General features: G+C 49.2%; 11 protein-coding genes and 1 pseudogene. 6 read left to right on the forward strand and 6 right to left on the reverse strand.

From position 1 onward, the window contains the following. Nucleotides 1–92: 92 nt before the first annotated feature. The 3 genes and pseudogenes from MK185_06830 to MK185_06840 form a co-directional block, all read right to left on the reverse strand. Entirely contained in the window at nt 93–929 is an 837-nt protein-coding gene (locus tag MK185_06830; protein ID MCH2040331.1) for a pseudouridine synthase, read from the reverse strand. 1004 nt (nt 930–1933) lie between these two features. Next, nucleotides 1934–2452 (reverse strand): annotated as a pseudogene (gene scpB, locus MK185_06835) (SMC-Scp complex subunit ScpB). A 54-nt stretch (nt 2453–2506) separates the two neighbouring features. Further along, nucleotides 2507–3328 (reverse strand): segregation/condensation protein A, encoded by an 822-nt coding sequence (locus MK185_06840; GenBank protein ID MCH2040332.1) that lies wholly within the window; start codon nt 3326–3328, stop codon nt 2507–2509. Between the two features lie 269 nt (nt 3329–3597). Between MK185_06840 and MK185_06845 the strand changes: the two genes are divergently transcribed. The 3 genes from MK185_06845 to MK185_06855 all read left to right on the forward strand — a co-directional run bounded on the left by MK185_06845 (nt 3598) and on the right by MK185_06855 (nt 6863). Beyond that, a complete protein-coding gene (locus MK185_06845; protein MCH2040333.1) occupies nt 3598–4842 on the forward strand; it encodes a DSD1 family PLP-dependent enzyme in 1245 nt (414 codons plus the stop codon). Between the two features lie 28 nt (nt 4843–4870). After that, nucleotides 4871–6061, forward strand: a complete 1191-nt coding sequence (locus MK185_06850; GenBank protein MCH2040334.1) for a DUF819 family protein — start codon at nt 4871–4873, stop codon at nt 6059–6061. Nucleotides 6062–6197: 136 nt separating this feature from the next. Next, the gene (locus MK185_06855) at nt 6198–6863 is read left to right on the forward strand and encodes an alpha/beta hydrolase (protein ID MCH2040335.1); all 666 of its coding nucleotides are present in this window, start codon (nt 6198–6200) and stop codon (nt 6861–6863) included. Between the two features lie 12 nt (nt 6864–6875). On the opposite strand, the gene MK185_06860 is transcribed toward MK185_06855, so the two are convergent. After that, complete coding sequence (locus MK185_06860; GenBank protein ID MCH2040336.1) at nt 6876–8876, reverse strand: methyl-accepting chemotaxis protein; 2001 nt, start codon at nt 8874–8876, stop codon at nt 6876–6878. Between the two features lie 272 nt (nt 8877–9148). On the opposite strand from MK185_06860, the gene MK185_06865 reads away from it, so the two are divergent. Both MK185_06865 and dapD read left to right on the forward strand, forming a co-directional pair. Next, nucleotides 9149–9493 (forward strand): ArsC family reductase, encoded by a 345-nt coding sequence (locus MK185_06865; GenBank protein MCH2040337.1) that lies wholly within the window; start codon nt 9149–9151, stop codon nt 9491–9493. Nucleotides 9494–9553: 60 nt separating this feature from the next. Continuing rightward, complete coding sequence (dapD, locus tag MK185_06870; GenBank protein ID MCH2040338.1) at nt 9554–10582, forward strand: 2,3,4,5-tetrahydropyridine-2,6-dicarboxylate N-succinyltransferase; 1029 nt, start codon at nt 9554–9556, stop codon at nt 10580–10582. A gap of 82 nt (nt 10583–10664) precedes the next feature. Here the strand turns inward: dapD and MK185_06875 are convergent, their stop codons facing one another. Both MK185_06875 and MK185_06880 read right to left on the reverse strand, forming a co-directional pair. Further along, nucleotides 10665–12179 carry a hypothetical protein gene (locus MK185_06875; GenBank protein ID MCH2040339.1) on the reverse strand — a complete coding sequence of 505 codons (1515 nt, stop codon included), beginning with the start codon at nt 12177–12179 and terminating at the stop codon, nt 10665–10667. Between the two features lie 136 nt (nt 12180–12315). After that, nucleotides 12316–13785, reverse strand: coding sequence for a PLP-dependent aminotransferase family protein (locus tag MK185_06880; protein ID MCH2040340.1), 1470 nt, complete (start codon nt 13783–13785; stop codon nt 12316–12318). A 222-nt stretch (nt 13786–14007) separates the two neighbouring features. Here MK185_06880 and MK185_06885 point away from each other — a divergent pair, with 222 nt between their 5' ends. Beyond that, nucleotides 14008–14952 carry a DMT family transporter gene (locus tag MK185_06885; protein MCH2040341.1) on the forward strand — a complete coding sequence of 315 codons (945 nt, stop codon included), beginning with the start codon at nt 14008–14010 and terminating at the stop codon, nt 14950–14952. The last annotated feature ends 212 nt before the right edge of the window (nt 14953–15164 follow it).

The raw sequence follows: 15164 nt of genomic DNA on the forward strand, positions 1-15164 counted from the left end.
TAGTCGTTTAACGATTTAAATCAGACAAAATGAAAAAGCCCGATCAGAAGCATTTCTGATCGGGCTTTTTTTACTTCTGACAACTCGAAAAATCAGGCTTTCTTGCGTTTCTCTGCAGATTGGCGAATTTTCTGACGTTTTTGCTGACGTACAAACTGCTCTTTTTCTTTACCAATTAAACGCTTGGTCCGCTTTCGAGCCTGACCCACCAAATCGGCTAGGTCATTCACTTCACGCTGTTTCAGCTCCACCCAGGTACCGACCGGAATATTCGCCGGCATAAAGATACAGCCATAACGCACACGCTTCAGACGGCTGACTTCAACGCCCTGACTTTCCCACAAGCGACGTACTTCACGATTCCGGCCTTCCATCACCACCACGTGATACCACTTGTTCTGGCCCTCGCCATCAAAAAACTGTACATCGGTAAAGCGGGCCGGACCGTCTTCCAGCATCACACCCTCTTTCAGACGCTCAATCATGGCTTCATCAACATCACCACGAACCCGAACGGCGTATTCACGATCGATTTCCGAAGAGGGGTGCATCAGTTTATTGGCCATGTCACCGTCGGTCGTGAATAACAACAAACCACTGGTATTAATATCCAGCCGGCCAACGTTAATCCAGCGCTCATTTTTGGTTTTTGGCAAATGATCAAACACGGTTGGGCGACCTTCCGGATCATTGCGTGAACACACTTCACCAACAGGTTTGTTGTACGCCAGCACGCGACGCGTGCGACCCACTTCTTCCAGTTTAATCGGGCGACCACTTACCCGAACGTCATCAAGGCGATGCGCTCGATCACCTAACGTCGCTTTTTCACCATTAACGGTTACCTTGCCTTCAGCAATCCAGCGCTCAGCCTCGCGGCGCGATGCAACACCCGCCTGGGCCAATAATTTCTGAATACGTTCTCTCATAATGTCTCTTCTTTAAAATTCGTTTTGCCGCAGCGATTGTTTTGCCAGCATCAGCCAAACAAGCTGGGGCCAGAGGGCGATTGATCGCCTTCGTCGTCTTCATTCTGTTCTGTCTGGCTCGATTCTTCCGCAGAAGGCTCCGACATTTCTCCCAGCAATTCAGCTTCTGCTCGGGCTTCCGCTTCCAGTTGTTCCTGCTCGCGATTTAATTGGTCGGCCATTTGCTGCTCTGCCTCCAGCAACTCTTGCTCAGCTTGCTGCTCTGCTCGCAACCGTTCCTCTTCAAGCTTTTGCTGCAAGAGGCGCTCCTGCGCTTCGGCTTCCAGCAGTTCTTTTTCAGCTTGGGCTTCAGCAGCCAACATCTCATCGTCTTCGCTGACAGCGCCTGAATGAGACTCCTTGGCGGCTGGCTCTTCGGATTCAAGCGTGTGGTCGACGGATAAGGCTTGCGCCGCCTGCTCAGCAGCGATCTCTGCCATAAACTTGTCTTTGATCGCCTGCTGCTCAGCCAATAGACGTGCACGCTGGGCATCTTCGAGTGTTTTCGGAACCTCGGCCGTTGCGTCGACAACGTCTTGCCCTGCCACCTGCCGGTTCGCACTATCGTCCACTTGTCCATCAAGTAGCTGTCGATCGTCCATGGAATCGTTGCCAATAGACTCTGACGCCTTGGTGTCATTCAATGCTTGCTGCTGATCAACCAGATCACTGAGATCGCGATCTTTCTCAACCGTTTCTAAACGTTTAAGCAAGTCGCCAAGGTCCTGGGGTTTGCTCTCTGCACCGTCTTCATCGCCTTCATCATCCGGTCGGGCAAACACATTAGCCTCCACCCGATCCACCAGCGCCGCAGCTTTAGCCAGATCTTCTTCAGTCGCATCGAGGACACCAGCCCCACGCTCCTCGACATCTTCTTCGGAGGTAAAGTCGTACTCTTTCGGGGTTTCTTTGCGTGCCTCAGCATCATCACCCAGCTCAAGCTTGCGATTGGTGTCTTCAAACTCGCGGATTTCCATCAGACTTGGTAAGTCATCCAACGTTTTTAAACCAAAGTAGTCGAGAAACTCTTTAGTTGTGGCGTACATAGCCGGACGACCCGGCACATCCCGATACCCCACAATACGCACCCAATCGCGCTCGATCAGGGTTTTCATCATCTGCGAACTGACAACAACACCACGGACATCTTCGATATCACCGCGGGTGATCGGTTGACGATAAGCAATGAGTGCCAGAGTCTCTAGCAGCGCTCTGGAATATCGCTGCGGGCGCTCATCCCACAGACGACCTACCCAAGGTGCCACATCAGCGCGAACCTGAAGGCGATAACCCGTGGCCACTTCAATCAATTCAATACCACGCCCCAACAAATCCTGTTTGATTTCAGTGAGCGCCTGCGTCAATTCGGTGCTTTTGGGTTGTTCATGATCATCGAACAGAGATTGCATTCTCTCCAGCGATACCGGACCACCGGCTGCCATCAATACAGCTTCAAGAATGTTTTTTAATGCGGGCCTGCTCATACGAAAGCGTCCATAAAGAGTGTCTCACGACGGTCTTATTCAACGGGATTACGGTCAGCTGACGGCATCATCTGCATCATCCCGGGCCTGACGGTGTGGGCTGATCGCCTCACGACTTTTTACATGGATCGGTCCGAAGGTATCCTGCTGCACGATATCGATCAGCGATTCCTTCACCAGTTCCAGTATGGCAAGGAACGTCACCACGACGCCAAGTTTACCCTCTTCCGGGTCAAACAGGGACTTAAATGTGGTGAAATGTCCCGCTTTTAATTTATCCAATACCTCGGACATCCGCTCCCGCGTGGATAATTGTTCTCGCTGAATTTCATGGTGCTCAAATCGCTCAGCGCGGCGCAGCACGGCCGCAAACGCCAACATGATTTCCTGCATATCGACTTCGGGATGAATGCGTTCCTGAATGCGCTCAGGCGCATCGACGTCGGGAAGAAAAACGTCACGTTCAAGTCGTGGCAGTTCATCGAGATTCTCAGCGGCGTTTTTAAAACGTTCGTATTCCTGCAACCGCCGAATCAGCTCGGCACGAGGGTCCTCTTCGTCCTCACCGTCGACTTCCTTGTTTCGCGGCAGCAACATACGGCTTTTAATTTCCGCCAACATAGCGGCCATCACCAGATATTCTCCAGCAACCTCAAGCTGCAGAGCCTTCATCATGTCGATGTATTCGAGATACTGCTCAACAATTTCTGACACATTTATCTCAAGAATATCGAGGTTTTGCTTGCGGATCAGGTAGAGTAGCAAGTCAAGTGGACCTTCGAATTGCTCCAGTATCACTTCCAGAGCATCCGGTGGAATATACAGGTCCAGCGGCAACTGGGTCATGGGTTCGCCCTGAACCAGAGCAAATGGCATTTCCTGCTGAGGATTCTGCCCCACGGCCGGGTCGGGCGAAGCTCCCTGCCCGTTTTCCGGTGAATCGTTGGTAGTGACAAAATCAGACATAAAAGCGTGGTTTCAACGAGAGAAGTGAGCCATATCAAAAACAGTCGCTAGCTTACTGGTTCTGGACAAAAAATGCTGCTTAAAGTTGCCTCGCAATAGCACTTAACCCAGCATTATGGTACAAACGTACAGATAATATAATAAGACGACTGAACCCCATGCACACTGCGGAAACTTTCATGAGCGATCTCTACTTCCGGGACATGACCAATACGCTGCAACAAGCAGGCATCTGCCACCCAACACTGGTCATCGATAAACAACGTCTGGATCGCAACATAGACCATGTATTAGAAGCGATTAACCGCGGATTCAGTTACCGGATCGTTGCCAAATCCCTGCCATCAATTCCGTTATTGCAATACATCATGCGCAGGACTGGCACTAATCGTTTGATGAGTTTCCACGTTCCATTTCTGATCCATGTGGTGAAGCATATCCCGCAGGCCGACATATTAATGGGCAAGCCCATGCCAATGGCAGCGGTCCGTCACTTTTACCAGTGGCTGAACCAGAAACACTCACCTTTTAGCGCAGAGAAACAATTGCAGTGGCTGGTTGATAGTAAAGAGCGGCTTCTGGAGTATCGCGATTTTGCTGAACAACAGGGATTACAGCTGCGCATTAACCTGGAAATTAACATCGGACTCAATCGTGGTGGCTTCAGCGATGACAACGACTTTGCACAAAGCCTGAAATTAATTCATGCCAGCCCCAATCTGACATTGTCCGGTATGATGGGTTATGAAGCCCATGTAACGAAAATTCCCGCAATGGCAGGAGGACACAAAAAAGCCTTCCGCCTGGCAATGAAACGCTATCAGGAATTCACCAATCTGATTCGCAACACACTGGGTGACGATACATTAAAACGATTGTGCTTAAACGCGGGCGGCAGCAGCACTTATCCGCTGTATCAACACCCGGACTTAGTGAACGAAATTGCTACCGCATCAGCATTGGTAAAACCCACTGATTTCGATGTGTTTACACTCGATCATCACCAGCCCGCATGCTACATCGCAGCACCAATATTGAAAGATATCAGCAATCCGGAAATACCCATGGCGTCTGGGCTTTCATCGTTATTACGCCGTGTAGGCTGGTTACCGAAACGAGGGCTGTTTATTTATGGCGGTAACTGGTTGGCATCTCCGTGTTACCCCAAAAACAGTGTGCGCTCCAGTATCCTCGGCCATTCGAGTAATCAAGAGCTATACGACGTATCTGCCACGCATCCCATTCAACGCGAAGATTATATGTTCTTCCGGCCAACACAAAGTGAAGCTGTATTTCTGCAATTTGGTGACATTGCTGTGATGGACCAGGGGAATATCAGTGAGTACTGGCCGGTATTTAATTACCCGGAACGCACAACGAGCCACTCCACAGCATCGGCGTTAACAACCCCCGTCGAACAATAATTACAACGACTAATCGAGGATATACACCGTGTCTGCTCTATTTTCTGCCATTACTTATTTATTAATACCGGCGTTGCTGATCATCATGTGCCAGAGGTTTCAGCTACTCGATAAAATTGGGGTTGTCGTATTATCGTTTGGTTTAGGCATTGCTCTCAGCGCAGGGCTGGATTTACCGGCACTGGTGGGTAAAGACAGCCTTACCGCGGTGCAAACAAACGTGTCTGAAATTTCTATTGCACTGGCACTTCCCTTGTTGGTTTTTTCAATTGATGTGAAACACTCTCTGAGTATGGCTGGCGACACCATGAAAAGTATGGGGGTGGCATTACTTGCCGTGATGATTGTGAGTGCTGCTGGCGCCGTGCTGTTTAACGGACAACTGCAGAATATCTGGCAAATTGCCGGTATGTCAGTGGGGGCCTATACCGGGGGCGGTCCAAACATGGCCGCCATCAAAACGGCAATCGATGCCGACCAGGATATATTTGTGACCATGACAACGTATGATATTTTGCTGTCGGCGTTGTATTTGATGTTTGTTATGACTCTGGCGAAGCCATTATTCAGTTTGTTCCTGCGCCCGTTTGAATCGAATGGCAGCCATGAAAACAGTGACCATGAGGAAAAGTTCGGGCACATTGCCGATGAAACCGCCAATAGCTATAAAGTTCTGATAAAGAGTGACACCATGGCACACACATTTTTGGCGCTGTTGTGCTCTGCTGTTGTGGTCGGCTTATCCGTTGGTCTGGCGTCGCTGTTACCAAAATCCATGTCATCGGCCGCAACCATCATCAGCCTGACAACGTTGGGGTTGGCGGCATCATTTATTCCACAGATACGACAACTTGCAAACAGTTTTCAACTGGGGATGTATTTGATTCTGGTGTTCTGTTTCACCATGGGTACCATGACTGATACGAGCATTTTAACCAACCTAAACCTGGATCTGTTCGCTTACATTGGCTTTATTCTGGTTGGCTCTCTGATCATTCAGGCGATCATTTGCAAACTCCTGAAAATTGATACTGATACGTTTTTAATTACCTCCTCGGCGGCCATTATGTCAGTACCTTTTATTCCGGTGATTGCAGGAGCGTTGAAAAATCGAGAAATCATTTTACCAGGATTTGCCGCCGCCATTATCGGCTATGTCACTGGTAATTATCTGGGTGTGATGGTGGCGTATGCAACCCGCTATCTGGTAGGCGTATAACTCGCGGTAAAAATAATGATGGCAACCTAAGTAATGAAAAATGAAGAAACGGACAATCTGTTTCCAGTCACTACTCAACGGTTATTTCAGTTAATCAAAAGCGATATACTAAAGTACTGTTTACTGGCGGCCCGCTATGTCTGACTCCATTACTTTCGATTTTATCCGACACAACCCGGATGTAAAAACGGATAGCTGCATCGTCTGGCTGCATGGCCTGGGCGCCAGTGGCTATGATTTTGCACCAATCACTCCGTTGCTGCGCCAAACGGCATCAGCTCCCGGCCTGGTAGCCATTTACCCGCATGCACCAGAACTGGCCGTAACCATTAATGGCGGCATGAAAATGCCCGCCTGGTATGACATCCTTGCAGCTTCGCCGCGTCGGGTAATTAACCCTTATCAATTTCAGCAATCGGTCACTGCCGTGCAGAATCTGATTTCAGACCTGATCGCCGAGGGTATGAGTAGCAGACGAATTCTGGTCGCTGGATTTTCTCAGGGCGGTGCTGTTGCTTATCAGGCTGCACTGGGGTTCGGGCAGCCACTGGGAGGGCTGGTCTGCTTGTCAACTTACCTGGCGCAAGAGCCGCTTATTGATAAAGAAAATAAACGTCTGCCCGTATTTATTGGTCATGGCCAAATGGATATGGTGGTGCCGCAAATGCTTGGTTTAGAGGCAATGTCGTTGTTGGAAGGACAGGAACTCACTCCGGTATGGCGTGAGTACCCGATCCAACATGAGGTAAGCGAGCAACAGTTAGAAGACGTAGCAACCTTCATTCGCCGGGTCCTGGCGTGATCAATCGTGTCTTCAGACCAAACCTAAATCGAAACGGTCAGCCTGCTTGTTCAACTCTTTTGCCAGGGTTCTCTGTTCTTGCGACGTCTTACGCATAAAGTCAGACGTCGCGACCGTACGTTCAGCAATGCTATCGATTTCCCGCATGGCACTGGCAAGTTCCTGATTGGTAGCGACCTGTTCTTCTGCGGCAGCGGCAACCTGATCAGAAAGATGCTGAATATCTCCAATTGCCGACTGGATCGATACCAATGCCTGTTCAAGTTCACCAGACATAGATACGGTTTCTCCCACCGCATGCTGCGATTGCTCGACGGCTCGGAAAGCCGCCTCTGATTCGCTCTGAAATTTGCCCACGATGCTTTCAATTTCGGCCGTTGATTCCTGAGTACGTTGCGCCAGTGTCCTGACTTCGTCAGCAACGACAGCAAAACCCCGCCCTTGCTCACCGGCCCGGGCCGCTTCAATCGCGGCATTTAACGCCAGCAAGTTCGTTTGTTCAGCAATGCTCTTAATAACATTCAGAACATCAGCAATGGCACCACTGCTCTCATGCAACTCTCGAATGGTTGATGACACCTGCCCCATATGATCGTTAAGGTTGGTAATGTGCGACACACTTTGAATAACCACCTCGCCACTACGTTGAGTCACCTCGTTAGCCTGACAGGTATGATCAGCAACCGTCTGGATGTTGGCAGCAATCTCCCGCGTGGCCTGCTCAAGCTGGCCAACGCCAACCACGACCTTCTCCGTTTGTTCCTTCTGAACCTGCATGCCTTTGCTGCTCAATGACACTGTGCAATGGTTTTGAATCGAAATCAGCTCAAGCTGTTGCGACGTCCTATCCAGGCTACCTACCAGTGTCGAGATATTTGCCAACATGCTGTTTAACGTATCGGCCGTCTGACCCAATTCATCTCTCATATAAACCTGACAACGACTATCCAGCTTTAGCTGATTTCCGGCCAGTGACATAACACGCGACAGTTCCTGAACCTGGCGATACATGAGCCGCGCCAACCAAAATGCCAGCGCAAAAGAGAAAATCAGAATACCGGACGACAAAATAATAGATGTCGATAATCTGGCTTTTAAATTATTCATCGACTCTCTGCCATAACTCACCATCGAGTCTTTAAATGCATCTTCCAATTGCTTCAGCTGATTGATTCGTTGTGTTGCCGCAGCGAACCATTGTGATGGATCGGTATTAAACCGGCCTTCACGAAAATTCTCGTTGGCAATACGACGAAAACGCTCAACCGCCTGCTGCTCCGGGCCTTTCAGAAAAGTACGAAAATGTTGCGCACTTTCGTCGCCGGCAAATAATAAATAACTCGAAAAAAAAGTATCCTGAGAGATAACTAACTGCAAATAGCGGGAATATAAGTTACCGGTAAATGCATCCTGTGCGAAAGTATTACTCAATACGGCACGTTCAATACCAGAACGTTCTTTGCCCTGAAGAAAGTTATAATACGCCTGTAATCGGCGTGACATTTCACCATCAGTGGTGTAGCGGGTAGCCCACGCAGGGACACTTAACAGATGACGAATATTTGCGGTGTAAAAGGTTAAAACCTGCGCCAAAGGGATGGATTGTTGCGTAATCTGACGACGGATAGAGCTGAGTTCCTTGGTCTTATGCTCGACAGCCTGAATTTCCCCAAGCACTTTAGAATGCCGGTCATATTGATGCCTTGCGACCCAGTTGCGCCATTGATGCAATAACTGATCAGTAAGCAGGCGCTGCTCGTTCAGTTCGCCCCCCCACTTGCGACCGCCACTTCCGAGATAACCGGCCGACATCCCGCGCTCTTTTTGCAGTTCATGCGCCAACTGACTGTTAATTCCAGACAACTCAGCCAAGTCAACGACAGAACTCATGGAATTCAAATCCTGATAATGACGCTGAATATTCAACCCTTCAAACACAATCAAGGCACTAAGAGGGGCAATCAACAGTAGCAGTAGCTTTTGCTTAACATTGGCGTTTCGTAAATATTCCATAATGGCAATCCTTGAATACTGGTTTAACGCTAGAACAATTTCCTGTGTCCGCCAGGCATTCTTGCAACTAGCAACCTGATTTACTAATAAACCAGACAATCGGTTTGACCGTGTCTACGCTCGCGCAGGAAGCCATTACTTACCAGGGTGAATGGCAAGCGAATGCCGAAAATGGGACACAGTAGCAACACGCTAAACACCTCCCCGGTCTTCTGCTAATATAGCCGCCGTTTTGCACATTGAAATCCGCACAGTTTTAGAGGACATACGCCTTGATCACCATGTACGGCATAAAGAACTGCGACACCATAAAGAAGGCCCGTAAGTGGCTTGAAGAAAACGGCGTTGACTATCAGTTTCATGACTACAAAAAAGACGGTTTAAGTGAAGCACAGCTGGACAGCTGGCTGACCGAATTGGGCTTTGAAGCGCTGGTCAACAAACGTGGTACCACCTGGCGTAAGCTACCAGAAGACGTAAAAGACAATATTGACCTTGATAGTGCGAGAACCGTGATGCTGGATAACCAGTCCATCATCAAGCGTCCACTACTGGATACCGGCTCCCAGAAAGTACTGGGGTTTAAGGCCGAGGAATATCAGCAGCTGTTCAGTTGAATAACTGGCCTGCGAAGCAATCAATTAACAAGAATCACGTATTTTATTTGAGGATATATAATGAGCACATTTGCCCTGGCCATCGGCGTTGGTACTAAAAACAGCAGCGGAGAATGGTTAGAAGTTTTTTATCAGCAGCCACTGTTAAACCCCGCAGCAGAGTTGGTTGCAGCGGCTAAAGAAACACTGGGCTACGAAGGTGGCAACCAGGCAATCGAAGCCGATGGCGGTGAGCTGACCGCGTTTGCTGACGCTATCGAAGGAGCCGACGCCGCACAAGCCGCCCTGGCCCGTGCCTGTACTGAAAGCCAGAAGCCAGTAGTTATCACCGTTCTGGAAAAAGATGAACAATCGTCTACGACACCAGAAGTCTATCTAAAGCTTCACTTGCTGTCCCATCGCCTGGTTAAGCCACACGGCGTTGATCTATCTGGTATGTTCGGCCTGCTGCCAAATGTTGCCTGGACTAACCAGGGTGCTATCGATCTGGCTGAACTGCCACAAGCACAACTGCAAGCTCGTCTGAACGGCGAACTGCTGAGCGTAAACAGCGTTGACAAGTTCCCACGAATGACCGACTACGTGGTACCTGCTGGCGTTCGTATCGCACACACCGCTCGTGTTCGTCTGGGCGCTTACATCGGTGAAGGCACCACCATCATGCATGAAGGTTTTGTGAACTTTAATGCCGGCACCATGGGTGTCTCTATGATTGAAGGCCGAATCTCTGCAGGCGTTGTAGTGGGTGACGGCTCGGATCTGGGTGGTGGCTGTTCCACCATGGGCACATTGTCTGGCGGCGGCAACATCATTATCTCTGTGGGCGAGAAGTGTCTGCTGGGTGCCAACGCGGGTATTGGTATCCCTCTGGGCGATCGTTGTACTGTGGAAGCTGGTCTGTATATTACAGCGGGCAGCAAAATTCAGGTTCTGGACGACAACAAAGCCGTGGTTGAAACCGTGAAAGCACGAGACCTGGCGGGTAAATCGGACCTGTTGTTCCGCCGCGACTCCATCACAGGGGCACTGCAATGTGTGACCAACAAAACAGCCATTGAGCTGAATAATGAGCTACACGCTAACAACTAATATTGGTGGCATTGCAGCGATAAAAAAGCGCCGTTAGTTTTCACTACGGCGCTTTTTTTGAATACACTGAAGCGAAGATGTATCACGGCATTTTCAATGTTAAACCAATTCCGGCCTGAGCTGTTTTTTCCTGAGTAAAAGACTGATCAGCAAACAATTGGATTCCAACCCATTTCGACAAGCTGATATCCAGACCACCACCTAAACGGGCGACCAGGAAATCCCGAGCAAAATCTTCGTCCTCATCTTCGGCTTTTTCCGGAAAATTATGAATAAATCGCTCGCCATCTTCACTGGCATATTCGTGATAACCCACCCCCAGCTGCATATTAATAAAAGGTACAAACGCCACTGTTCCATAAATATGCAGAGGTTGGCCTTTGCCAACATTCGTCAATTGTAAGCCAAGGTTGTAGAGAATATCGCCGCTGTATTTACCTTTTGCCTGAGCAACCATAATACCGGGGCCGTGGCGCAGCCATTTATTCATAAATAAATAATTTATCCGCGTCTGATGCAGGCCGTCAAATTCATCAGTTGCAACCGTCTCAACCTCGTCCGGTACGTAGGAATACCCGTATTTAATTTCCAGACGGCTGCCACTGCTAAACTGGTCGGCCAGCTGTTGCAGATCGCGCAGATCCCGAGCACTGTAAAAGCGGAAATAATCTTCTATATCAGCGCCGGGCTCGAGTCTGTAACTGCGGTCTTCGCTTTGTGTACGACCGTCGCGGAACGTTGCCACCACGCTGATTTCCCCATCACAACGCTCAATGGTAAAGCTCTCGCCAGCCTGACGACGTTTACCGTCCACCATTAACTGAACCTGCTTGGGTTTATTCGTACCCAGTTGCATCATGGGTAAGCGATAATCATCCAGATCGATCTGAACTTTCTCGTCGCTACGGCTATCCAGTGTTACTTCTCCGGACACCTCACAAAAACCCGGTGTCGTTACACGATATTGATAATCGCCAATCGGCAGGTAACGGTCCTCACCGGACTGAATTATTTTACCCGCCAAATAGATTTTGCTGCGTTTGTTATTAACCCGAATTGTAATCGCTTGCGGGTGCAGCCCGGAGCGCTCGTCTGTCAGTGTTTTTACCTGACGCTGCAGCTTCTTTTGCCAACCTTGGGGAAATTCAGAGGCGAATAAGATCCCGAGTAACCGAATCTGTTCAAGATCTTGCAACCATTGTTCAAGCGTATCGATTCGCGGACGCACCTGCTGCGGCAGGTTTTTTATCTGATAATTACGAGATTGCTGATAGTAATTTTTGGCACTCTGTAACAAATCATCGCGGTTCAGATAAGCACAGTATTGTTTATTTTCCCGCTCAACTTTAACGCCGGTGAGTTTCAGAGTGGTACTGACCTCCTGCTCATGCTGATCATCGCGACTGGACAAATCGATACCAAGAAAGCGGCGACTGGTAATTTTCTGCCGCGTACGTGAACTGATATCAGCGACCAATGCCGTTGCCAGGTTGGTCATCGCCTCATCGCGATTGACACCACATTGGTGGAAATCATATGGCTTGGCCTGAACCAACGCTGGTAACCACAATAATAAGACGAGAATAATCAGTCGCATAACGTACATCCGTGAAGTAAGTGATCCCTAAGGGAAATAGAACCCAAACAGTATAAAGTCACAGCAAAGATATCCAAGTAGCTTACGGCAAAATAATATTCTGACCCCGGCGGAAGCCCCCCGTTTTTGAATCAATTTAAAGCGCTGGAGAACATTTTTTCTGATCGGCGACCAGCTGACCCAATTGCTTGATTGCCTGCTCAATTTCATCAGTCCAGGGAACTGCTGTACTGAGACGCAGATAATTAGAAAAATGCTCCGTGTTAGAAAATAAATCTCCTGGCACGATGACAATTGAGTGCTCCAGCGCCCGGTAGTGCAGATCCATCGCACTGGTACCAGCCGGCAAGCTTAACCACAATATGAAACCGCCAGCAGGTTCGTTAATTTTCGTTCCCTCAGGGAAATACTGGCGAACGGCCTGCACAAAGCGCTGCATATTAGCCGCTGCTTTTGCCCGGAACTGGCGCAAATGACGGTCATAATGACCATTCTGTAAGTAAGATAACATCGCGTATTGCGATAAACTGGCAGCTGAAAAAGTGGTAAAAGTCTGGCGCTCCATCACTTTCTTTCGCCATTTCCCTGGAATGCACCAACCAACCCGCAAACCGGCAGCGACTGTTTTAGAAAAAGACGAACAATACAAGACCCAACCATCTTTATCGTAGGTTTTCAGTACCGAGTTCAGTGGTTGGAAATGACTTCGAGGTGTCGGAAATCCAATATCGCCATAGATATCATCCTCAATCACCGGTACCTGGTATTTGCTGGCCAATTCCACGAGCTGTTTCTGATTCGCCGGTGGAATACTTGAACCGGTAGGATTGGCGTATCGACTGCTCACCTCAATGGCCTTGATTGGCCATTGCTGCAACGCCAGTTTCAGCGCGTCGATACTGATGCCATGCTGTGGATCGGTAGGTATCTCAATGATTTTTAGTCCCAGCATGTTGGCAATTTGCAGGAAGCCGTAATAACAAGGTGACTCAACCGCAACCAGATCCCCCGGTTCTGTCACGGCCCTCAGGCAGAGTGTCAGCGCTTCTGCACAACCGTGTGTGACGACAATATCATCAGCCGTACTGCGCACACCGACATCACGCATCCGCACTGCGATCTGTGATCGCAGGTCTTCCAAACCCGGTGAAAACATATAATCCATTACATCGGCCGTTTGGAAGCGGCTGACTTTCTGAATGTGGGTTTGCAACACGCGTTGTGGTAGCCAACTGATGTGGGGAATCGCCGCTCCAAGATTCACCGTAGCCGGGCGATTTATCTGCGCCAGCATCAGATTGATGAACTCTGCCTTAGTAACATCCTTCGGTTCATCGCCCTGCGATAGCGGCGGAATGTTTGAGAAGTCCGGTACGGTATCAGAGCGCACAAAGTAGCCGGATTGGGGCTTTGCCGTAATCCAGCCCTGATCTTCCAGCCAGGCGTAAGCCTGAGTAACCGTTGAGATACTGACACCACGCTGATTCGCCAACTTGCGAACGCTGGGTACCTTACTGCCCGCGGCATATACGCCAACGCGGATGTCCTCGGCGATCTGGTCGGCAAGTTGGATATATAAGGGCTGGTCAGCCTGACGCTGCAACATGGTTGTTTCCTGTCTGAACAAACAATATCTAAGCCGGGTATCTTAGCCAGAAAACTGTACTGGCAATCAGTACAGTTTAATCCATCTTAATCAGTACAGTTGTATAAAATCATGAAACTGTACCGCTGCTTCTCCACAACTGTGATGCTGCCGCCAACAGCGTAACTGTTTCACACTATGCCCCGTTGTTCTGACAGTTATTACAGACCAAAGGAGGCTCTTATGAACAATACAGGCTTATTGAATAATATCCGCTTATCCCACCTGCCTACCCGTGGCTGTGATAAAAAGGCCAGTGCTGCCAGTCATGCATTATTTGCCGTTGTCTTGTTCTCTCTGACCGTGCCTGCGACGCAGATGGCGTTAACGGCCTTCAGTCCTGAATTTATTGCCGCCAGCCGTGCCATGATTGCAGGGGTATTAGCCTGGTTTGTTGTAAACATCAGTGGTTGGAACTTCCCTGAAAGGCGCGTTATTCCTTGGCTACTGCTGGCGGGTGTCGGGGTTATTGCTGGATTCCCTTATGCTTTGAGCATCAGTCTTACACACATTCCTGCAGCCGATATGGGCGTTGTCTTGGCCGGCCTGCCACTGGTGACATCGCTATTTGCCAGCATTATGCATGGCGAACGCAATGGCATTCAATTTTGGGCCCTATCCGCTTTGGGATGCGGTCTGCTGGGGCTCTATGTCGTGACTAACCTGGGCCAACTCCCTCAGTTTGAAGTGCAACACCTTGGATTGCTGTTATTGACATTGCTACTCGGCGGCATCGGCTACAGTGCCGGAGCAAAAGCTGCCAAAATCATTGGTGGCTGGCAAACCATTTGCTGGACTCTGGTTATTTATCTGCCGCTGTCGGCACTGGCCTGGGGCTATAGCTGGGCACTAGAAGCAGAACAATTGCGTCGCCCGGTAGACTGGCAGCCTTTTGCCGCACTGATGTATTTGGCGTTATTCAGCCAGTTATGGGGATTTAAGTTCTGGTATCAGGCATTAGCGCAAGCTGGCGTTGGTCGCATCAGTCAACTGCAACTACTGCAACCATTCTTTACCCTGGCTTTTATCAGCCTGATACTGCAACAGTCGATAACCATCGTTCAAATCGTGTTTTGTTTGTTAATTGTACTGACAGTCATGGCCTCCATGCGAGTTACAAGATCGTAGAGAAAAGTCCGGGTCGTTATTAAAGTAAACAGGAATACCACCGGTGACGAATCGTGCTAAATCACGATTCGCTGCCGTTACCATTGCCTATCTTACAGAGCTTGAACCTTTCAGCGCGGTTTCTTTATTACTCTCTTTGAACTTCAGTATTTTACTAATCCTATTGTTGGTATTTATTAACACTAACTGAACAGTGCCGATAAAATTCAGCA

It is taken from the genome of Saccharospirillaceae bacterium, assembly GCA_022448365.1.
Lineage (GTDB): Bacteria > Pseudomonadota > Gammaproteobacteria > Pseudomonadales > Oceanobacteraceae > Bacterioplanoides.

What these genes read in the sequence shown, in the direction of transcription:
- MK185_06880 (MCH2040340.1), bottom strand. Translation starts at nt 13,785, where the DNA reads ATGTTGCAGCGTCAGGCTGACCAGCCCTTATATATCCAACTTGCCGAC.
- MK185_06885 (MCH2040341.1), top strand. Translation starts at nt 14,008, where the DNA reads ATGAACAATACAGGCTTATTGAATAATATCCGCTTATCCCACCTGCCT.
- MK185_06830 (MCH2040331.1), bottom strand. Translation starts at nt 929, where the DNA reads ATGAGAGAACGTATTCAGAAATTATTGGCCCAGGCGGGTGTTGCATCG.
- MK185_06840 (MCH2040332.1), bottom strand. Translation starts at nt 3,328, where the DNA reads ATGCCATTTGCTCTGGTTCAGGGCGAACCCATGACCCAGTTGCCGCTG.
- MK185_06855 (MCH2040335.1), top strand. Translation starts at nt 6,198, where the DNA reads ATGTCTGACTCCATTACTTTCGATTTTATCCGACACAACCCGGATGTA.
- MK185_06845 (MCH2040333.1), top strand. Translation starts at nt 3,598, where the DNA reads ATGAGCGATCTCTACTTCCGGGACATGACCAATACGCTGCAACAAGCA.
- dapD (MCH2040338.1), top strand. Translation starts at nt 9,554, where the DNA reads ATGAGCACATTTGCCCTGGCCATCGGCGTTGGTACTAAAAACAGCAGC.
- MK185_06860 (MCH2040336.1), bottom strand. Translation starts at nt 8,876, where the DNA reads ATGGAATATTTACGAAACGCCAATGTTAAGCAAAAGCTACTGCTACTG.
- MK185_06875 (MCH2040339.1), bottom strand. Translation starts at nt 12,179, where the DNA reads ATGCGACTGATTATTCTCGTCTTATTATTGTGGTTACCAGCGTTGGTT.